General features: G+C 66.1%; 15 protein-coding genes. 7 read left to right on the top strand and 8 right to left on the bottom strand.

The genetic code is table 11. The features are described from left to right. Positions 1-42: 42 nt before the first annotated feature. From cueO to PG881_RS03090, 4 genes are all read right to left on the bottom strand, one after another. Positions 43-1692 carry a multicopper oxidase CueO gene (cueO, locus tag PG881_RS03105; protein WP_270797986.1) on the bottom strand — a complete coding sequence of 550 codons (1650 nt, stop codon included), beginning with the start codon at positions 1690-1692 and terminating at the stop codon, positions 43-45. 125 nt (positions 1693-1817) lie between these two features. Beyond that, on the bottom strand, positions 1818-2510 hold the full coding sequence (locus tag PG881_RS03100) for an aspartate/glutamate racemase family protein (RefSeq protein WP_270797984.1): 693 nt from the start codon (positions 2508-2510) through the stop codon (positions 1818-1820). A gap of 144 nt (positions 2511-2654) precedes the next feature. Then, positions 2655-3245 carry a LysE family translocator gene (locus tag PG881_RS03095; protein ID WP_017411093.1) on the bottom strand — a complete coding sequence of 197 codons (591 nt, stop codon included), beginning with the start codon at positions 3243-3245 and terminating at the stop codon, positions 2655-2657. Positions 3246-3369: 124 nt separating this feature from the next. After that, positions 3370-3966: a LysE family translocator gene (locus PG881_RS03090; RefSeq protein WP_016351932.1), complete on the bottom strand. Its 597-nt coding sequence runs from the start codon at positions 3964-3966 to the stop codon at positions 3370-3372. Positions 3967-4083: 117 nt separating this feature from the next. Between PG881_RS03090 and PG881_RS03085 the strand changes: the two genes are divergently transcribed. From PG881_RS03085 to PG881_RS03065, 5 genes are all read left to right on the top strand, one after another. Continuing rightward, positions 4084-5460 (top strand): aminotransferase-like domain-containing protein, encoded by a 1377-nt coding sequence (locus PG881_RS03085; protein ID WP_270797983.1) that lies wholly within the window; start codon positions 4084-4086, stop codon positions 5458-5460. A gap of 42 nt (positions 5461-5502) precedes the next feature. Continuing rightward, a complete protein-coding gene (locus PG881_RS03080) occupies positions 5503-5967 on the top strand; it encodes a hypothetical protein (RefSeq protein ID WP_270797982.1) in 465 nt (154 codons plus the stop codon). Between the two features lie 93 nt (positions 5968-6060). Then, positions 6061-8121, top strand: coding sequence for a hypothetical protein (locus PG881_RS03075; RefSeq protein ID WP_270797981.1), 2061 nt, complete (start codon positions 6061-6063; stop codon positions 8119-8121). Continuing rightward, positions 8091-8816, top strand: a complete 726-nt coding sequence (locus tag PG881_RS03070) for a DUF3142 domain-containing protein (protein ID WP_270797980.1) — start codon at positions 8091-8093, stop codon at positions 8814-8816. Before PG881_RS03075 ends, PG881_RS03070 begins: the two co-directional genes overlap by 31 nt. A 112-nt stretch (positions 8817-8928) precedes the next feature. Next, on the top strand, positions 8929-10554 hold the full coding sequence (locus PG881_RS03065) for a hypothetical protein (RefSeq protein WP_270797979.1): 1626 nt from the start codon (positions 8929-8931) through the stop codon (positions 10552-10554). Between the two features lie 33 nt (positions 10555-10587). Here the strand turns inward: PG881_RS03065 and PG881_RS03060 are convergent, their stop codons facing one another. Further along, the gene (locus PG881_RS03060; RefSeq protein WP_017411099.1) at positions 10588-11901 is read right to left on the bottom strand and encodes a sodium-dependent transporter; all 1314 of its coding nucleotides are present in this window, start codon (positions 11899-11901) and stop codon (positions 10588-10590) included. Between the two features lie 451 nt (positions 11902-12352). Here PG881_RS03060 and PG881_RS03055 point away from each other — a divergent pair, with 451 nt between their 5' ends. Beyond that, the gene (locus PG881_RS03055; protein ID WP_106551788.1) at positions 12353-13069 is read left to right on the top strand and encodes a substrate-binding periplasmic protein; all 717 of its coding nucleotides are present in this window, start codon (positions 12353-12355) and stop codon (positions 13067-13069) included. Here PG881_RS03055 and PG881_RS03050 read toward each other — a convergent pair whose 3' ends face one another. Beyond that, complete coding sequence (locus tag PG881_RS03050) at positions 13070-14383, bottom strand: sodium-dependent transporter (protein WP_029302210.1); 1314 nt, start codon at positions 14381-14383, stop codon at positions 13070-13072. It abuts the gene before it with no gap. A gap of 214 nt (positions 14384-14597) precedes the next feature. Further along, positions 14598-15437 carry an isopenicillin N synthase family dioxygenase gene (locus PG881_RS03045; RefSeq protein WP_270797978.1) on the bottom strand — a complete coding sequence of 280 codons (840 nt, stop codon included), beginning with the start codon at positions 15435-15437 and terminating at the stop codon, positions 14598-14600. Between the two features lie 208 nt (positions 15438-15645). Between PG881_RS03045 and PG881_RS03040 the strand changes: the two genes are divergently transcribed. Continuing rightward, a complete protein-coding gene (locus PG881_RS03040; protein WP_011707344.1) occupies positions 15646-16209 on the top strand; it encodes a DUF2799 domain-containing protein in 564 nt (187 codons plus the stop codon). A 50-nt stretch (positions 16210-16259) separates the two neighbouring features. On the opposite strand, the gene PG881_RS03035 is transcribed toward PG881_RS03040, so the two are convergent. Continuing rightward, entirely contained in the window at positions 16260-17081 is an 822-nt protein-coding gene (locus PG881_RS03035) for a Cof-type HAD-IIB family hydrolase (protein ID WP_270797977.1), read from the bottom strand. Between the last annotated feature and the right edge of the window lie 191 nt (positions 17082-17272).

Here is a 17272-nt window from a genome sequence, read left to right as displayed (position 1 = left end):
ACCAGTGAAATGAACAAATGGCCCCGTTCGGGCCATTCTTTTTTACTCTTCCACCGTGAACGAGAGCATCATGCCGGTATCTTCGTGCTCCAGCAGATGGCAGTGTGCCATGTAGGCCCGCTCCTTGGGCGCCGTGTGATCGAAACGCACCAGCACCTCGCTGCGCCCGCCCTCCACCTTGACGATGTCCTTCCAGCCGGCGCGATGGGGGGCCACCGGCTGACCGTTCTCGCTCAGGATCCGGAAGCGGGTGCCGTGGATATGGAAGGGGTGCAGCATCATGTCCCCCTCCCCCGAGATGATCCAGCGCTCGGTGCGGCCGCGCTTGACCGCAAACTGCGGGTCGTTCATGGCGAAGGCCTGGCCGTTGATGCGGTTGCCGCCGTGCAGATCCAGCGGCCTGGCACTGCCCTTGTCCTCCTGCATCCCGGCCATGGTGTCGTGCTGCATCTCGCCCGCTGGCATGGCCATGGCGCCATGATCCATCCCCGCCATCCCGTCGCCCTGCCCGTCCATCTTCATCCCGGCCATGGCGCCCGTCTCGCCGTGGGCCATGCTCATGCCCGCCATGGCGCCGTGGCCGTAGCGGCTCATCAGCGTCTGCATCCCCAGCCGATCCAGCTCGGGATCCATCGACAGGGTCAGGGTGCGGCTCGGCAAGCCTTGGGTGGCGGGCAGCGCCGGCAGCCGGGCCAGGCTGTCCGGCAGACGCCCCTTGCCCTCGATGAGGGAGGGCCGGATCCGCAGCAGCGGCAGGGCCGCATCGAACGGCGCCAGGGTCATTCCCATCTGGCGTACCGGCAGGGTGAGCAGGTCGAACGCCTTGCCGTTGCGGGCATCCACCATCACCTCGAAGCGCTCCCCCGGCAGCAGCACCAGCTCGCTCAGCGCCACCGGCTCTGCCAGCAGACCGCCATCGCTGCCGATCACATACAAGGGGCGGCCGTCACTGGTCGCCAGCCTGAGGGAGCGGGCATTGCAGCCGCTGAGCAGCCGCAACCGCAGCCAGCCACGAGGCGCGTCGTGGGTCGGATAAACGGCGCCGTTGGTCAGCATCAGATCGCCAAACCAGCCGACCGCGGCGCTCATCACATCCAGCTGGTAGTCCACCTGATCCCGCCCATCGAGCCGCTTGTCCTGCAGCACCAGCGGGATGTCGTCCACGCCCCAGCGCTGGGGCAGCGGCAGCCGCAGGCTCTCCTCGTCGTCGAGGATGAAGAGCCCGGCCAGTCCCATGGCCACCTGATGGCCGGTCTGCCCATGGGTGTGGGGGTGATACCAGCAGGTGGCCGCCGGCTGCTCGATGCGAAACGCCGCCTGCCACTCTTTGCCGGAAGGGATGCTGGCCTGCGGGCCGCCATCGGCGGTGCCGGGCACCTCCAGCCCGTGCCAGTGCACCGTGGTGGTCTCCGCCAGCTGGTTGGCGACCCGGACTCGCACCGCCTGCCCCTGGCGGGCACGCAGAGTGGGGCCGAGCAGGTTGCCGTTGTAGCCCCAGCTATGAGTCGGCTGGCGTCGCCACTGCATCTGGCCCGGCTGGGCCCTGAGCTGAAACACACCGCTGGCGTCCGCCTCCAGCAGCGCAGGAATCGGCAGGGCTGGCCGCTCGGCGGCAACCGCCCGACCCCACCAGGGCAGGGCACCGGCGATACCGACGGCGGTGGAGAATTTGAGAAAATCGCGACGCTGCATGAGTCGTTCCTCGTTGGCCAAAGCGGACCTTCAGCCTAAGCAGCAACCCTGCGGCAAGGTCAAGCCCTGCCAAGCCGGCGGCCGGACAATTTCTGGCTTATCCGCTTGCCAGCAGGCCCCTGTCTTCAAGCCAGCGCCAGAGTGACCGCCGCCTCGGCGTGAATCGCGGTAGTATCGTAGAGCGGCACCGCGGCCGCGGCCTCCCCCACCAGCAGGGCTATCTCGGTGCAGCCGAGGATCACCGCCTGGGCACCCGCGTCGGCCAGCGCGCTGATGATGGCCAGATACTCGGCCCGCGATCCATCGCGAATGTCGCCAAGGCACAGCTCGTCATAGATGATGCGGTGTACCCGCTCCCGCTGCGCCTCGCCGGGCACCAGCACCTCCAGCCCGAATTTGTCCTGCAGGCGCCCCTTGTAGAAATCCTGCTCCATGGTGAAGCGGGTGCCGAGCAGACCGACCCTTTGGATCCCGTCCGCTTGCAGCTGACGCGCGGTGGCATCGGCGATATGGAGCAGCGGGATGTCGATGGCGGCCTCGATCTCGGGCGCCACCTTGTGCATGGTGTTGGTGCCGATCAGCAGAAAATCGGCGCCGCCGGCCTGGATAGCCCGCGCCTCGGCCGCCAACAGGCGGGCAGTGGTGGGCCAGTCCCCGATATGCTGCAGCCGCTCTATCTCGGCAAAGTCGACGCTGCTCAGCAGCACCCGCGCCGAGTGCAGGCCGCCGAGCCGCTCGCGCACGCCCCGGTTGAGCGCCTGATAGTAGCTGACGGTGGACTCCCAGCTCATGCCACCCAGCAGACCGATACATTTCATGGGACCTCCTTGTGTAAGCCGATCGTGTAAATCGATCGTGCAAACCGAGCAGAGGGCGGCGCACGTCATCGCACCGCCCCAAGAATAAAAAAGGCCCCGCAGGGCCAACAAGACAGCCGGTAAAGGCCCGGGCGCAGGCCCGGACTAAATCCAGATCATCAGCACGCAGGCCGCCGTGGCGACCCCCATGCCGAGATTGAAACGACGCCAGCCTCTGGCGGTGCGGATGAGGCGGCGCACCTGGGCACCGAACAGCACCCAGAAGGCCCCGGTATAGAGGCCGGTCACGAAGAAGATGCCGAGCACCCAGATGGCGGAGGGCCAGTAGGCCTCCCCCGCCAGGGTGAAGCCGCTGATGGCGGAGAGCGCCATCATCCACGCCTTGGGGTTGAGCAGTTGCAGCATGGCCCCCTGATGGGCCGGGATCAGCGGCCGGTTGCCCTCGGCCGGGCCGCTGGCGGTCGCCACCTTCCAGGCCAGCCAGAGCAGGTAGGCCGAGCCGATAAGCTTGAGCCCGTCGTGCAGCAGCGGCAGTTGCTCGAACATCACCCCCAGCCCCAGCGCCGTGGCCAGGATCATCAGGTTGATCCCCCCCACCACCCCCACCAGCAGGGGCACGCTGCGGCGAAAGCCCTGGGCCGCACCGGCGCTGGTGAGCAGCATGTTGTTGGGGCCCGGCGTGCCGCAGGTGATGAGGGCAAAGCCCGCCAGGGGAAGCAACCAGTTCAGATCCATCTCAACCTCTTGATGATGCAGGGCGCCGACTCGGCGACAAGCCTTCTAATATGCAGAGCCGGTGCCCGTCAGACAAGGCCGCAGATGCACTTTCTTCGCATCTTTATGCGGCCCCTGGCGGCACTCAGTACCAGAGCATCACCACGCAGAGCGCGGTCAGCGCCCCCAGGCTGCCGTTGAGCCGGCGCCAGCCTCTGTCAGAGTTGATCCAGCGGCTGAGCTGATGACCGAACAGCACCCAGGCAAAGCAGACTGGCAATCCCGCCATGGGGAAGACGGCCATGATGCCCCACAGACTCGGCCAGTAAGCACTGCCCGGCAGACTGAACAGACTGATGGCGGAAATCCCCATCATCCAGGCCTTGGGGTTGAGAAACTGAAAGCCCAGCCCCTCCAGCAGGGTCAGCGGGCGTGAACGTCGCTCCGGATCGCCGGGGGCGCCGGCCACCGCGATGCGCCATGCCAGCCACAACAAATAGAGGCTGCCCAACACCTGCAGGCTCAGTTTGAGCAGCGGCCAACGCTCGAACAGGGGGTAGAGCCCCAGCGCCAGCACCAGTTGCAAGACGGGTTGTCCCACCACGACACCGATCAGATGAGGCAGGGTGCGACGCACCCCGAAGTTGGCGCCGGAGGCGGTCAGCATGAGGTTGTTGGGACCCGGCGTGCCACAGGTGAGCAACGCAAAGCCAAACAGGGTGGCATACCATTCGATCGTCATCTTTGTACTCCTGAACTGCGCACATTGTATCGATACAATGTGCCACTTTTGGTTGTTATCGGGTTCAAAATCACGCTATATTGCCGATACATTTCGATCAATGGATTTATTGTCACCATGACAATCTGGACCCCGGACCTCACCCCCTTCGCCGGCCCCCTCTACCTCAAGCTGGTGAAGGCCATCGAGCAGGCCATTCAGGACGGCTCCCTGCCACCCGAGACCCGGCTGCCCACCCACAGGGCGCTGGCGGACAAGCTGGGCGTCACCGTCGGCACCGTCACCCGCGCCTATGGCGAGGCGGAGCGGCGCGGGCTGCTGGCAGCCCGGGTGGGGCACGGCACCTGGGTCAAGGGGGAGCATGAGGATCCGGCCAACGCCTGGGTGATCCGCAAGGAGGAGGGGCACCGCATCGAGTTGTGGCAGAACCTGCCGGTGCAGCTGGATCGGGCCGCCATCATCCGCCCCATGCTGGCGGAAGTGGCGGACGGGGATCTCAACGCCCTGCTCGGTTATGACAAGGAGGCGGGCCAGCCCGGCCAGCGCCAGCTGTTCATCGACTGGCTGGCCGAGCAGGGGGTGGCGGGCAGCGAGGAGTATCTGCTGTTCAGCCACGGCGCCCAGCACGGCATCATGCTCTCCCTGCTGGCCACCGGCTGTGTGGGGGAGACCCTGTTCTGCGAAGGGCTCAGCTACCCCGGCATGCTGGGCAACGCCCGTCAGCTGAAGAATCAGGTGGTGGGGCTGGCGATGGACGCAGAGGGGCTGCTGCCCGACGCGCTGGAGGCGGCCTGCCGCACCCGCCGCGCCAAGCTGCTCTACCTCACCCCCACCCTGCAAAATCCCACCACCGCCACCATGAGCCTGGCGCGGCGCGAGGCCATCGTCGCCATCGCCCGTCGCCAAGACCTGCTGATCATCGAGGATGACGTCAACGGCCTGCTGCCCCAGCAACCGGTGACGCCGCTGGTCAATCTGGCGCCGGAGCGGGTCATCTATCTGGGCAGCCTGGCCAAGATCGCCTGCGGCGGCCTGCGGGTCGGCTTCGTGCTGACCCCGCCGGCCCTGCGCGGCGCCTTCGCCCAGGCGATGCGACTGTCGAGCTGGATGGTGAGCCCGCTGCTCATCGAGCTGGCCTGCAAGCTGGTGAGCCAGCGCCAGATCATGCCTCTTGTAGAGCAGCAGCGGCAGATCCTGGCACGTCGCGGCGAGCTGCTGCGCCACCTGCTGCCGGGGGCCTGTTGGCAGGCGGGCTCCATGCACGCCTGGCTGCCGCTGCCGGAGCCCTGGCGCAGCCAGGAGTTTGCCGAGGCCGCCAACGCCCTTGACGTCGGCGTGGCCAGCGGGGAACACTTCGCCGCCGGCCAGTTCGCCGCGCCGCAGGGCGTGCGGCTGAGCCTGAGCCAGCCGGCCACCGACGCCCGCGTCGCCGAGGGGCTGGAGCGGCTCGCCGGTCTGCTGCGTGCCGCGCCGCCCACCAATACCCTGCTATAGTCAGCCCCGGCCCAGCCCATCCATGCGCTCAAAGGAGAGCCCATGCACCCGACCCGCGCCCCCTTGTTGCTTCTCACCCTGCTGCTGGGGGGCTGCGCCTCCCCCGCTCATCAACAGCTGGGCGCGGCGCTGAGCGGACTGGAGGGGGAGTTGCAGCGGCTGGAAGAGGAGCTGGCGGCCATGAACGGCCTCCACTACCAGAAGGCGATCGATGCCCCCCTCAGCCTGCGCCGCCGGCTGAGCTCCCCCGTCCCCACGGCGGAAGGGTTGCTACCAAGCCGCAGCACGCTGACAGACGGCCCCCTGCTGCGCTACGACTACCGCCTGCCGGCCGGCATGGCCAGCCTGCCCCTCGCCGAACCCTGTCTGCGCTACGAATTCGAGCTGCGCCACCTGGGCCGCCTCGGCCAGCTTGCCCTGCACTGGCAGGGGGCGGCGGGCTCAGGAGAACAACTGATCCAGCAGCGCGACTGCCCCTTCTCGGCCAAAGGCCCCGGTCTGCAGTAGGCCCGCCGCCGGCCGACCTGCCCCTATGGTCAGTTGAAAGGGGCGAAGCCATCTTGTAGCGTGCCAGCATCCCGACTCCTGCTGGAAGCGCCCATGAAACTGACTCCCCTGTGGCTGGCCCTGTGCAGCCTGCCCGCCCTGGCCTGCGGCCCGGATGGCTGCGAGACGCCGCTCACCCTGCAACTGACCGCCGCCCAGTGCCATCTGAACGGGCTGCCGTTCCTCTCCCCCGACAACGACACCCGCACCAACCTGGCGCTGCTGCTGGCAGATGAGCAGGCCTTCTCGCTGCCCAAGGCGCCGCTGCCGCTGCCCTTTGCCATCGAGGATCTGCTCAACCCGGCCCTGCTCAACCCGGCCCAAGCCGAGCCGGCCCCCGCCGGACCGGATCCCCTGCTGGCGCTGGCCGCCGGTCTCGGCATCGAGCAGAGCACCACCCAGGCCGCCCTGGAGCGGGCCGCCGGCTGGAGCGAGGGGCGCTGCATCAGCAACAATCCGGTTGCAGCCGAAGCCTTCCTGCAGGCGCTGGTCGACACCCCGGCGCTTGGCGCCGACGAGCGCAGCCAGCTGGCCCGCCAGCGGCTGGCCATGCTGGGTCAGTGCGCCCAGCAGACCGAAACGGCGCCGGAGGACAAGGCCACGCCGCTGTCGGCCGCCGGCCAGGGCTTTGCCGACTATCTGGCCGCCAGCCGACTCTTCTATCAGGGGGAGTTCGCCCAGGCCGATGCGCTGTTTGCTGCTCTCGCCGGGCAGGATCAGCCCTGGCTGAAAGAGACGGCGGATTACATGCGGATCCGGGTCGCCCTCAACCAGTCCCAGCAAAGCGCCTTCGATGACTGGGGCGCCCTGGATCGCAACCAGATTGACCAGGCCGCCGTGCAGCGCGCCGAGCAGTTCATCGCCGACTATCGCAGCCGCTACCCAGAGGGGCGCTATCTCGACTCCGCCAACGGGCTGCTGCGCCGGCTCGCCTGGTTCAAGGGGGACGAGGCGGCGCTGGCCGGCCTGTTCCAGCAGGCGAGCCGCCAGCCGGGCAACCCGGAGCTGCTCAACGAAATAGACCTCAAGCTGCTGATGCAGCCCGGCTTCACCGGCTCAGCCGCCATGCCGCAGCTGACCCTGGTGCAGGATCTGCGCCGGCTGCGGCTGCACGAGAGCTGGGACGAGTGGCAGCCGCTGCAAAGCAGCGAGCTCGCGCAGCAGAGCGCCCAGTTTGCCAGCAACCCGGCCTGGCTCGCCTATTTGCAACAGGCCGAGCGCTACTATCTGGCCAAGGATTATGCCGCCGTCATCGCCGCCGCTCCTGCCCTCGACAAGGGACCACTCGACAACCTGGCCTTCAGCCAGCAGGTGCTCAAGGGCATGGCGCTGGCGGCCAGTCAGGCGCTGCCCGAGGCGGAGCAGCAATGGCGCGCCCTGCTCGCCAGCCAGCCCACCCCCTTGCAGGATCAGCTGCTGCAGCTGGCACTGGCCATGACCCTGGAGCGGGCCGGCCGGCTGGAGCAGGTGTTCGCCAAGGAGAGCCCCATCCAGAGCGATCACTACCGCATTCCGCTGCTGGAGTACGTGGCACCGGCCCCGCTGCTGCGCCGCATGGTGCAGAATGAGCAGGCCTCCGAGCCCCTGCGCCAGCGTGCCGGCCACACCCTGCGCTACAAGCAGCTGACCCACGGCGACTACCGGGGCTTCCTGCAGGATCTGGCGCTGGCTCCGCTGGCCGCTCCGTTCGACTGGCAAGGAAGCCAGGAGTATCAGTGTCCGGCGCTCACGGCGGTGGTCACCACCCTGGCGGACAGCCCCAAATCCCCCAAGGCGCTCAACTGCCTCGGCGAGTTTTTCCTGAGCCAGGGGCTGGACTGGGATCCGATCCTGCAGCGGCCGGGGGCCGACACCCTGGCGGGCAGCCGGGATCTGTTTGCCGGCCAGCAGCGCAGCCGGCTCGACTGGTATCAACAGGTGATCGCCAACCCCAAGGCCGCCAAGGAGGAGAAGGCCTACGCCCTCTACCGCGCCATCAACTGCTACGCCCCGAGCGGCAACAACAGCTGCGGCAGCCAGGAGATCCCCCTCAGCCAGCGCAAGGGCTGGTTCAACACCCTCAAACGCCAGCACGGAACGAGCCAGTGGGCCAAGCAGCTCAAATATTACTGGTGATGCTGGCGCTGCTGGGCGCCGAGGCCAGCGCCGCCGTCGAGGCGAGCCACTACCGCCAGTTCTGGCTGTGGGCCGGGGTCAGGCCCCAGCCGGTGCTGCAACAGGCCGAGCGGCTCTATCTGCATCAGGGGGAGATAGGCCCGCTCGATGCGCGCCAGCCCGTGCGCTTTCAGGGCCAAGGCATAGCGCCGAGCAAGCTGCCGGTAAAGGAGCTCTGGCTCGCCTACCGGGTGGAGCGGCTCGACTGGGATGAGGCCCTGCTCAAGAGCCTGACCAACCAGCTGGCGGCCTGGCAGCGCAAGGGCAATGGGGTGCGCGGCGTCCAGATCGATTTTGATGCCCGCACCCACCGGCTGGCGGACTATGGCGACTTTCTGCGCCAGCTCCGCCGCAAGTTGCCCGCCGACTGCGCCATCAGCATCACCGGCCTGCTGGACTGGACCCGCACCGGCGATGTGGCGACCCTCAACGCCCTCGCCGGCGTGGTCGACGAGCTGGTGGTGCAGACCTATCGCGGCCGCCGCACCGAGCCGGGCTACGCCCGCTACCTGCAGGCGCTGACGCGGCTGACCCTGCCCTTCAAGGTGGGGCTGGTGCAAGGAGGCGAGTGGGATCAAACTTGGGAAAGCAGGCTGGTCGACTCGGCGGCCTATCGCGGCGCTGTGGTGTTTCTCATCAACCCGCCAGGTGCCTGACGCCGGGGAGGAATTGACCGCCCGCAGGCTGGCGCCAAAAGTGATAGCTCTCTTTGACTCCGGCAACATGCCATACTTGTCCGTACCCTGAACCAGCCAAGGAGCGCCAAGGATGCAGATCCTCCTGATCGAAGATGATGCCATGCTCAGCACGGCCCTCTCCCGAGGGCTGAATGAGCAAGGGATCACCCCCGCCCAGCTGACCCACTGCAAGGAGCTGGCGACCCTGCCCACCCTGCTGCGCCAGCAGTCGTTCGATGTGGTCATCTGCCGCCAGTACCACCATCAGGCCCGTGAGGGGGTGCGCTTGCTGCAGGAGGCCCACTATCTGGGTCTGCTCGAACCGGGCTGCGTGCTGCTGTTGCTGGACGAGGATCACGATCAGCTGCAGTTTCCCCCTTCCGACCTCTACTTTCCGCTGCTGCTGCCCATGCCGTTTACCGCCGATCAGCTCACCGCCAGTCTGCGCGAACTGGTGCAGCTGACCGGGCTGACCCGCACCCTGCCCGCCCCGATGAAGCTCCGGGAGTGGCAGGTCAGCTGCGCCCTGTGCGAGGACCTGCTCTACCAACAGCAGAAGCACCGGGAGCTGGGGCCGCTGCTGGACAGGATCAAGGGCTACATGCTGCTGCAGCAGCAGGATCACTTTCACGCCGCCCAGCACTACGCGGTCTGCACCACGGAGCACGATGCCTGGTGGCCGCGCAAGGGGTTGATCCACGCCCTGCTGGGACTGAACAAGCTGGAGAGTGCGCGCAAGGATCTGGCCCGCAACCGGGAACGGCTGCCTGCCCCCCTGCAACTGGAGCTGGCGCTGGCCTGTCTGCTGCACGAGCGGCAATGGGAAGGGGCCTGGGACGTGCTCACCCTGCTGCTGCAAAAGCAGGCCTGGCAACCGGAGTGGCGCCAGGCGGCCATTCTGCTGGCGCTGCTGCTCAAGGACGAGGGCAAGGCGCTGGAGCAGGCCAACGCCCTCAGCCTGCGCTTCTTCGCCGATCACAAGTTCCGGGTATCCATCGAGAACTTCATCCTCAATGCCAGCCTGGCGGTGCTCTGGCACTACCCGAGCGCCACCCGGATCAGTGCCTTGCAGCAGGAGTATCGCTACCTCAGCCAGGCCGTCACCCTGCGGGCCCACGAGGATGCCTTGCTGCAGGCCCTGATGCTGAGCCTGGACTACCGCTTCGACGAGGCCCTGTTGCTGCTCGCCAAGCACCCGCCGGAGAGCGCGCGGGACAACCACCTCAACCAGCTGCTCGGCTTTGCCGTCAGCCAGTTCTGTGGCCTGCCCCACCACGCCCAGCGCTACCTGAGCCAGCTCAGCCAGTATCAGGCCAGGGTTGCCCCGGCCCCGCTGGTGCAGCAGCTGTTCAAGCAGGTCATAGGCGATTTCATGAAACAGCTGGAGCGGCGCGAGCTGCGGCTGACCTACCTGCGCCAGGAACGGCAGCGGGCCAGCGCGGCGGGCCAGCACCAGCTGGCCGTGCAGTATGCGCTGACCCTGCAGGAGGAGTTCCCCGCCCTGCCCGGCGATGCCTGGCAACTGCTGGAGCTGCTGCAACTGTGCTGGCCGGCCGGTATGGCCGCCCCCAGGGTGGCTCTGCTGGTGGATCGGCTGGAGCGACGCCTCAACCACAGCGCCTCCTTCATGGAGCACCACGCCGAGGAGTACCGCAAGACCCTGTTGCAGATCCGCTCCCACCTCAATCCCCGTCTGCCCGCCACACCGCCCAGCTAGGCCCAACTAGGCTCGGTCAGCGCCGGGCCGCGGTTACAACAGCCCGCGCACCAGGATGCCGGCGATCAGCAGCGGCGCCACCAGCCGCCAGCACCAGAGCAGGCAGCCGCGCAGCAGCGGCGACAGACCGGCGGGCAGCACGGACTCACCCAGTCGCCAGCCCAGCAGCAGGGTCAGCACCAGACCGAACAGCGGCATCATCAGGTTGGAGGTGAGGTAGTCCAGCAGATCGAAGATGGTCTTGCCGAACAGGGTCAGCTCGCTCCAGGGGCCGAACGACAGGCTCACCGGAATCCCGGACGCCATGATCAGCAGGGTCAGCACCCGGCAGGCGCCGCGCCGCGACCAACCCCACTCCTCGGTGGTGAAGCGCACCAGGTGCTCCAGCATGGAGATGGAGGAGGAGAGTGCCGCCACCAAGAGCAGCAGGAAGAACACCACCGCCAGCCCCTGGCCGAACGGCAGATGGTTGAACACCGCCGGCATGGTCATAAAGGTGAGCCCTGGGCCGGCGGTGGGATCGATGCCGGTGGAGGCCAGCACCGGGAAGATCATCAACCCCGCCAGCACCGAGATGAGGCTCGCCAGGGTCACGACCCAGACGCCGGAGCGCAGCACGCCCTCGCTGCTGGGCAGGTAAGCACCATAGGTGGTGTGCACGCCAAGCCCGATGGAAAGGGAGAAGAAGGCCAGCCCCAGCGCGTCCAGCACGCCCTGGCCGGTCAGCATGGAGAAGTCCGGCAGCAGGAACTGGCGCACCCCGGCCATGGCGCCCGGCATGGAGAGGCCAGTCACCACCAGCAGCATCATCATCACGAACAGGGCCGGCATCATCCAGCGCAGCGCCCGTTCCACCCCCTTCTGCAGGCCCCCCTGCACGAACCACCAGGTGAGCCCGGCAAACACCAGATGGGTCAGCACCGGCCACCAGGGGTGGCTGACATAGCCGTTGAACAAGGCGGTCAGCGCCGCCCCCTCGCTCAGGTTGAGCTGCCCGCTCACCGCCAGCGCTGCATAACCCACGGTCCAGCCGCCCACCACGCTGTAGAAGCTGTAGATGAAGAAGCCGCACAGGATCCCCATGTACCCCATCCAGCGCCAGTTCGGCCCCACCAGCTTGTGGAAGGCACCGAGCACCCCGCGCTGGCTGCGACTGCCGAGCAGGGTCTCACCCACCAGCACGGCCACCCCCAGGGTGAAGCTGAACAGCAGAAACATCAGCAGGAAGGCACCGCCGCCGTTGGTGGCCGTCACATAGGGAAACTTCCAGATGGCGCCAAGGCCGATCGCCGAACCGGCGGCTGCCAGCACATGACCGATACGGGAAGACCACTGAACCTGGCTCATACAACCTCCGGGCAAGACAACATTCGATACTCCATGGGTAGCCGCACTGGGCGGGGCAACAAAAAAGGCCGCCTGGTGGCGACCTTTGCAATGAACATTCAGACAAGCTGCGCGTGCAAGGTCACCTCTCTTGCGAGCTAAAAAATCGACCGAACAGGGCAACGCGACGTGACATGAATAATCTGATCTGAATGCTGAAAAGGGATCACAGCCTAAACCATGGAAAGAAAAATTGACACAACATGACCAAACTTTTTTTCATGCGGTCAAAAAAATCTTGTTTTCACCCGGCCGGCGCCAAAAATCAGCGCCGCAGCCTTCCCGCCCACGGCCTTGAACGATAATAGTCTTAGCTTGGGCGGGTTCGGTGCAACCGGATGGGACCGACCTGCCCTGCCACTCCCTTGCGCAACATGGATGTACCGACGTGACGCACCTGACCGGATACTGGATGAAATGGCTGCTGCCCTGGCTACTGTTGCCCGGCCTGGCACAGGCCACGCAACCCCCGCTGACCCTGCTCAGCCACGAACTGCCCCCCTTTACCCACACCAGCGGCGGCAAGCTCGGCGGGCTGGCGGTGCAACTGGTGCAGGAGGCCCAGCAGGAGATGGGGGTCGACTATCCCATCAAGATCTACCCCCTCAAGCGGGCGCTGGCGCTGACCAGGGTCGAGCCCGGCTTCGCTCTGTTCGTCATTCTGCGCACGCCCCAGCGGGAGTCCCAGTTCAAGTGGGTGGGGCCGCTGTTTCTGAACCGGGTGGTAATCTACCAGGCCAGGGGCAGCCAGCCGCTGACCGATCTGGCCCAGCTGCGCCAGCTGGCGCGGGTCGGCGTGCTGCTCGGCAACGCCGATGACGAGCTGCTCACCCGCGAGGGCTACACCAATCTGGTGCGCTGCCAGACCATAGAAGATGCCATCGAACGACTGATGCTCGGCAAGATAGACGCCTTCCCCATGGGGGAGCAGATCATGCCGGCCATCCTGGCCAAGATGAAGTTCTCCCCCCGCAGCGTGGTGAACTCAGGGCTGCTGCTGCAGGAACACTGGCTCTACATCGTCTTCTCGAAGAGCGAGGATGACGCCGTGATCGCCCGCTGGCAGGCGGCCATCGACAAGGTCAGGGACCGTCACCAACAGCCGCAGCAGCCCATCCGCCAACCCTGATCACACCAGCCCGCGCACCAGGATGCCGCCGATCAGCAGCGGCGCCAGCCAGCGCCAGCAGCCCATCACCAGGGTACGCCAGTGCAGCGCCAGCCCGGCGGGCAGCGCCTGGCGCCCCAGTTTCCAACCCAGCAGCAGGGTGAGCGCCAAGCCGAACATGGGCATCATCAGGTTGGAGGTGACGAAATCGAGCAGCTCGAAGATATTCTTGCCAAACAGGGTCACCTGGGCCCAGGGCCCGAACGACAGGCTGACCGGAATGCCGCCCGCCATCACCAGCGCGGTGATGAGGCCGCAGGCGGCCCGCCGTGACCAGCCCAGGCCTTCGCTGACGAAGCACTGCAGGTGTTCCAGCAGCGAGATGGCCGACGACAGCGCCGCCACCACCAGCAAGGCGAAGAACACCACCGCCAGCCCCTGGCCGAACGGCAACTGCTGGAACACCGCCGGCATGGTCATGAAGGTGAGACCCGGGCCGGAGGCGGGATCGATGCCGGTCGCTGCCAGCACCGGGAAGATCATCAAGCCCGCCAGCACGGCGATGAGGCTTGCCAACAGCACCACCCAGAGGCTGGAGCGGCCGACCCCGTCACTGGAGGGCAGGTAGGCGCCATAGGTGGTGTGAATGCCAAGGCCGATGGAGAGGGAGAAGAAGGCCAGCCCCATGGCGTCGAGCACGCCGGACATGCCGAGCTTGCTGAAATCCGGCATCAGGAAGTGGCGCACCCCGGCCATGGCGTTGGGCAGGGTGAGGCCGAAGGCCACCAGCATCAGGATCATGATGAACAGGGCCGGCATCATCCAGCGCAGGGTGCGCTCCACCCCCTTCTGCACGCCTCCCTGCACGAACCACCAGGTGAGCCCGGCAAACAGCAGATGGGTCAGCACCGGCCAGAGCGGATCCCCCACATAGTCGTTGAAGCGGGCGGTGAGGGCCGCGCCGTCACCGTGCTGCAGACTGCCCGCCAGCGCCATGCCGGTGTAGCCCAGGGTCCAGCCGCCCACCACGCTGTAGAAGCTGTAGATGAGCAGGCTGCTGAGCAGCCCCATGGCGCCGACCCAGCGCCAGCGCTTGCCCATCAGTGCACCGAAGGCCCCCACCACCCCGCGCCGGCTCAGGCTGCCGAGCAAGGTCTCCCCCATCAGCACCGCCACCCCCAGGGTGAAGCTGAACAGCAGAAACACCAGCAGGAAGGCGCCGCCACCGTTGGCGGCCGTCACATAGGGGAACTTCCAGATAGCGCCGAGACCGACTGCGGAACCGGCGGCGGCCAGGATATAACCGAGCCGGGATGACCATTGGGACTGCTTCATAAGAACTCCAACCGTGGGGCCCGCCACAAGGGGCCCAAAATGACGCTCAGAGTACGGGTGGGGCTGCGCAATCACAACGCCGCTTATCTGGATAAAGCGCGTATTATTGGCAGCATTACCTAATTAAATTCTATTTAACGCGCAATCCTGCCAACAAATAAAAACCGGAGCAATTTTGCTCCGGTTTTACAGGGTAGTGAACCAGCTTTGGGGACTAGATCACCCCCAGCTCCCGCAGCCGTTCCATCAGGTAGCTGTGGGCGGTGTGACGCTCGGAGAGCACCACGTCCGGGCGCGGATGGAGGAACAGCGGCAGGGAGATGCGAGACTTGCTGGCGCTGCCGCCGGTCGGGTTGATGACCCTATGGGTGGTGGAGGGGTAGTAGCCGTGGGAGGCCTCCTGCAGCATGTCACCGATGTTGATGATGAGGGTGCCAAAATCGCATGGCACGTCCATCCACTCGCCGTCGGAACCCTTCACCTGCAGGCCCGGCTCGTTGGCGGCAGGCAGTATGGTCAGCAGGTTGATGTCTTCATGGGCGGCGGCGCGGATGGCACCCGGCTCCTCGGTGCCGTCGAACGGCGGGTAGTGCAGCACCCGCAGCAGGGTCTTCTGGCTCTCTTCGATCATGGAGGAGAGCGGGCAGCTGTAGTGGGCGGCGATGTCGCTCGGGGTGTACTGCTCGACCCAGCCCAGCAGCTCGGCCGCCAGGTTGTTGGCGAGGCGGTAGTACTCCATCGCCTGCTCTTTCAGCTCGACCGGCATCTGGCCCCAGGGGTAGAGGTGGAAGTACTCCTTGATGTCCTTCTGGCTGTGGCCCTTGGCCACCTCGGACACCGACGGCGGGAAGTAGCCGTCCTGGGTCTCGCGATTGAACAGGAAATCCTGCTTCTGCTCGCTCATGAAGAAGCGATACCAGTTGTCATAGATGGACTGCACCAGCTCTTTCGGGATGGGGTGATTGGTCAGTACCCCGAAGCCGGTGGTCCGCAGGGATTCGGTGAAGCGCTGCGCCGCATCGGGCGAGCGGTAATCGACGGTCAGGACTTTCATTATTTTTGTTACGCGCCAGTTAAAAGATGGCGCAGTTTACCCCGTGACCGGCAACAAGGAAAGGGCGCAGGTCGCCACGCCGCCAGCCCGCGCAAATAGTGACAAACCGCTCAGAAAACGGCGCCGGCCAGCACCGTTTTTCATCCCTTGTCCTGCCCCGGCATCCTCTCTAGAATGCCCCCATCATTCCTCTCCGAGCCCGTCGTCCATGTCCCCCAAGATCCTGTTGCTGACCCTGCCTTTCCTGCTCGCCGGTTGCAGCTCGCTGTCGGAAGAAGAGTGCCGCACCATGAGCTGGTACAACCTGGGTTATCAGGATGGCGAACAGGGCAAGACCCGGGCCGCCACCCGCGACTACGTCTCGACCTGCGGCGAATACGGCCTCAAGGTGGACGAGGCGGAGTGGAAACGGGGTTATGCCAAGGGGCTGGAGCTCTACTGCATTCCGGAACTCGCCTACAGCAAGGGCAAGTCCGGCGCCGAGTATCAGGGGGTCTGTCCCAACGATGCCAGCTTCCTGACCCAGTACGATCGCGGCCGCCAGGAGTACCTGGTGGAAAAACAGCTCAGCGACCTCAAGAGCGACATGGAGCGGACCGAGCGCGACATCGAGACGCTGGAGCGCCAGATCCGCAACGAGAACGACAGCAAGCAGCGCGACTACTACCGCGCCCAGCGCGAGCGCGCCATCCGTCACTACGAGGGGCTGCGCCGTGACTACAACCGGATCCGCTTCCCGGATCGGGTGATCCAGTTCTCCTTCGGGAACTGACAAACCAAAAAGGGGCCGACATGGCCCCTCTCTGTTGCTGTTGCTGTCCCTCAGGCGGGCAATACCCAGCGCTGCAGCGCCAGCGCGATGCCGTCTTCGTTGTGATCGGCGGTGACCCGATCCGCCAGCGCCTGGATCTGTGACGCCGCGTTGCCCATGGCCACCGCCAGCCCCACCTGCTCGAACATGCTGATGTCGTTGTTGTTGTCGCCAAACGCCACCACGTTCTCCATCGCGATCCCCTCGCTCGCCGCCCACTGGGCCAGCCGGTTGCCCTTGCTGCAGCCGGGTTGCACCAGCTCCACCGCATAGGGCGCCGCCCAGTCACGGGTAAAGGGCAGTTGCTCCACCACCTCTGCCATGAAGTGATGGAGCAGGGCGGGATCCTGGTTGAACAGCTCCAGCTTCCAGACCGGCCGGCTGAGCCAGCTCGCCAGATCCTCCGCCGGCAGCAGGGAGATCTTGAGATGATCCGGCTGGCTTGCCGACCAATGGCGCATCCGGGTCACATGCTCCTCGCAGCCGAGGTAGCCGATCCCCTCGTCGAGATGGAACAGGGCCCCCATCTGGTGCGCCTGCACCTCCGCCAGCAGCCGGCTGAGGGGAGCCACCGCCAGCGGATCCCCGGTCAGGATCTGCTCCTGCAGCGGATCATAGAGGTAGGCGCCGTTGCTGCAGATGATGGGGGTGTCGAGGGCAAGCTCGTGATGGAAAGGACGGGCCGTCATGAAGTGGCGCCCCGTCACCAGCAGCACCTTGATGCCGTGGGCGCGGGCCTGGGCCAGCGCGGCCCGGGTGGCGGACGAGATCTTGTGATCCCGGGTCAGCAGGGTACCGTCCATGTCCAACGCAATGGCCTGAAAACGACTCATATCACCTCCAAAATGTCGAAACGAATGAATGCAGCGCCATACCAACCCGCTTTCAACGCCATGGCCTGATAACGATTCATGCCACCGCCAAAGGCTGAACATAGCGGGGAGCACCGGGCGATCGGGCAAGCAAGGCAAAGAGCCATACCGTCCCAGAGTCGGCGCCACGATGCAAGTCCGACCCGCCATCC

Origin of the sequence: Aeromonas sp. QDB54, from assembly GCF_027707385.1 — a bacterium.
Classification (GTDB): Bacteria; Pseudomonadota; Gammaproteobacteria; order Enterobacterales; family Aeromonadaceae; genus Aeromonas; species Aeromonas hydrophila.
The sequence above is the reverse complement of the archived record's forward strand: the minus strand, read 5'-3'. Positions and strand labels throughout refer to the sequence as shown.

What these genes read in the sequence shown, in the direction of transcription:
- cueO (WP_270797986.1), bottom strand. Translation starts at nt 1,692, where the DNA reads ATGCAGCGTCGCGATTTTCTCAAATTCTCCACCGCCGTCGGTATCGCC.
- PG881_RS03100 (WP_270797984.1), bottom strand. Translation starts at nt 2,510, where the DNA reads ATGAAATGTATCGGTCTGCTGGGTGGCATGAGCTGGGAGTCCACCGTC.
- PG881_RS03095 (WP_017411093.1), bottom strand. Translation starts at nt 3,245, where the DNA reads ATGGATCTGAACTGGTTGCTTCCCCTGGCGGGCTTTGCCCTCATCACC.
- PG881_RS03090 (WP_016351932.1), bottom strand. Translation starts at nt 3,966, where the DNA reads ATGACGATCGAATGGTATGCCACCCTGTTTGGCTTTGCGTTGCTCACC.
- PG881_RS03085 (WP_270797983.1), top strand. Translation starts at nt 4,084, where the DNA reads ATGACAATCTGGACCCCGGACCTCACCCCCTTCGCCGGCCCCCTCTAC.
- PG881_RS03080 (WP_270797982.1), top strand. Translation starts at nt 5,503, where the DNA reads ATGCACCCGACCCGCGCCCCCTTGTTGCTTCTCACCCTGCTGCTGGGG.
- PG881_RS03075 (WP_270797981.1), top strand. Translation starts at nt 6,061, where the DNA reads ATGAAACTGACTCCCCTGTGGCTGGCCCTGTGCAGCCTGCCCGCCCTG.
- PG881_RS03065 (WP_270797979.1), top strand. Translation starts at nt 8,929, where the DNA reads ATGCAGATCCTCCTGATCGAAGATGATGCCATGCTCAGCACGGCCCTC.
- PG881_RS03060 (WP_017411099.1), bottom strand. Translation starts at nt 11,901, where the DNA reads ATGAGCCAGGTTCAGTGGTCTTCCCGTATCGGTCATGTGCTGGCAGCC.
- PG881_RS03055 (WP_106551788.1), top strand. Translation starts at nt 12,353, where the DNA reads ATGAAATGGCTGCTGCCCTGGCTACTGTTGCCCGGCCTGGCACAGGCC.
- PG881_RS03050 (WP_029302210.1), bottom strand. Translation starts at nt 14,383, where the DNA reads ATGAAGCAGTCCCAATGGTCATCCCGGCTCGGTTATATCCTGGCCGCC.
- PG881_RS03045 (WP_270797978.1), bottom strand. Translation starts at nt 15,437, where the DNA reads ATGAAAGTCCTGACCGTCGATTACCGCTCGCCCGATGCGGCGCAGCGC.
- PG881_RS03040 (WP_011707344.1), top strand. Translation starts at nt 15,646, where the DNA reads ATGTCCCCCAAGATCCTGTTGCTGACCCTGCCTTTCCTGCTCGCCGGT.
- PG881_RS03035 (WP_270797977.1), bottom strand. Translation starts at nt 17,081, where the DNA reads ATGAGTCGTTTTCAGGCCATTGCGTTGGACATGGACGGTACCCTGCTG.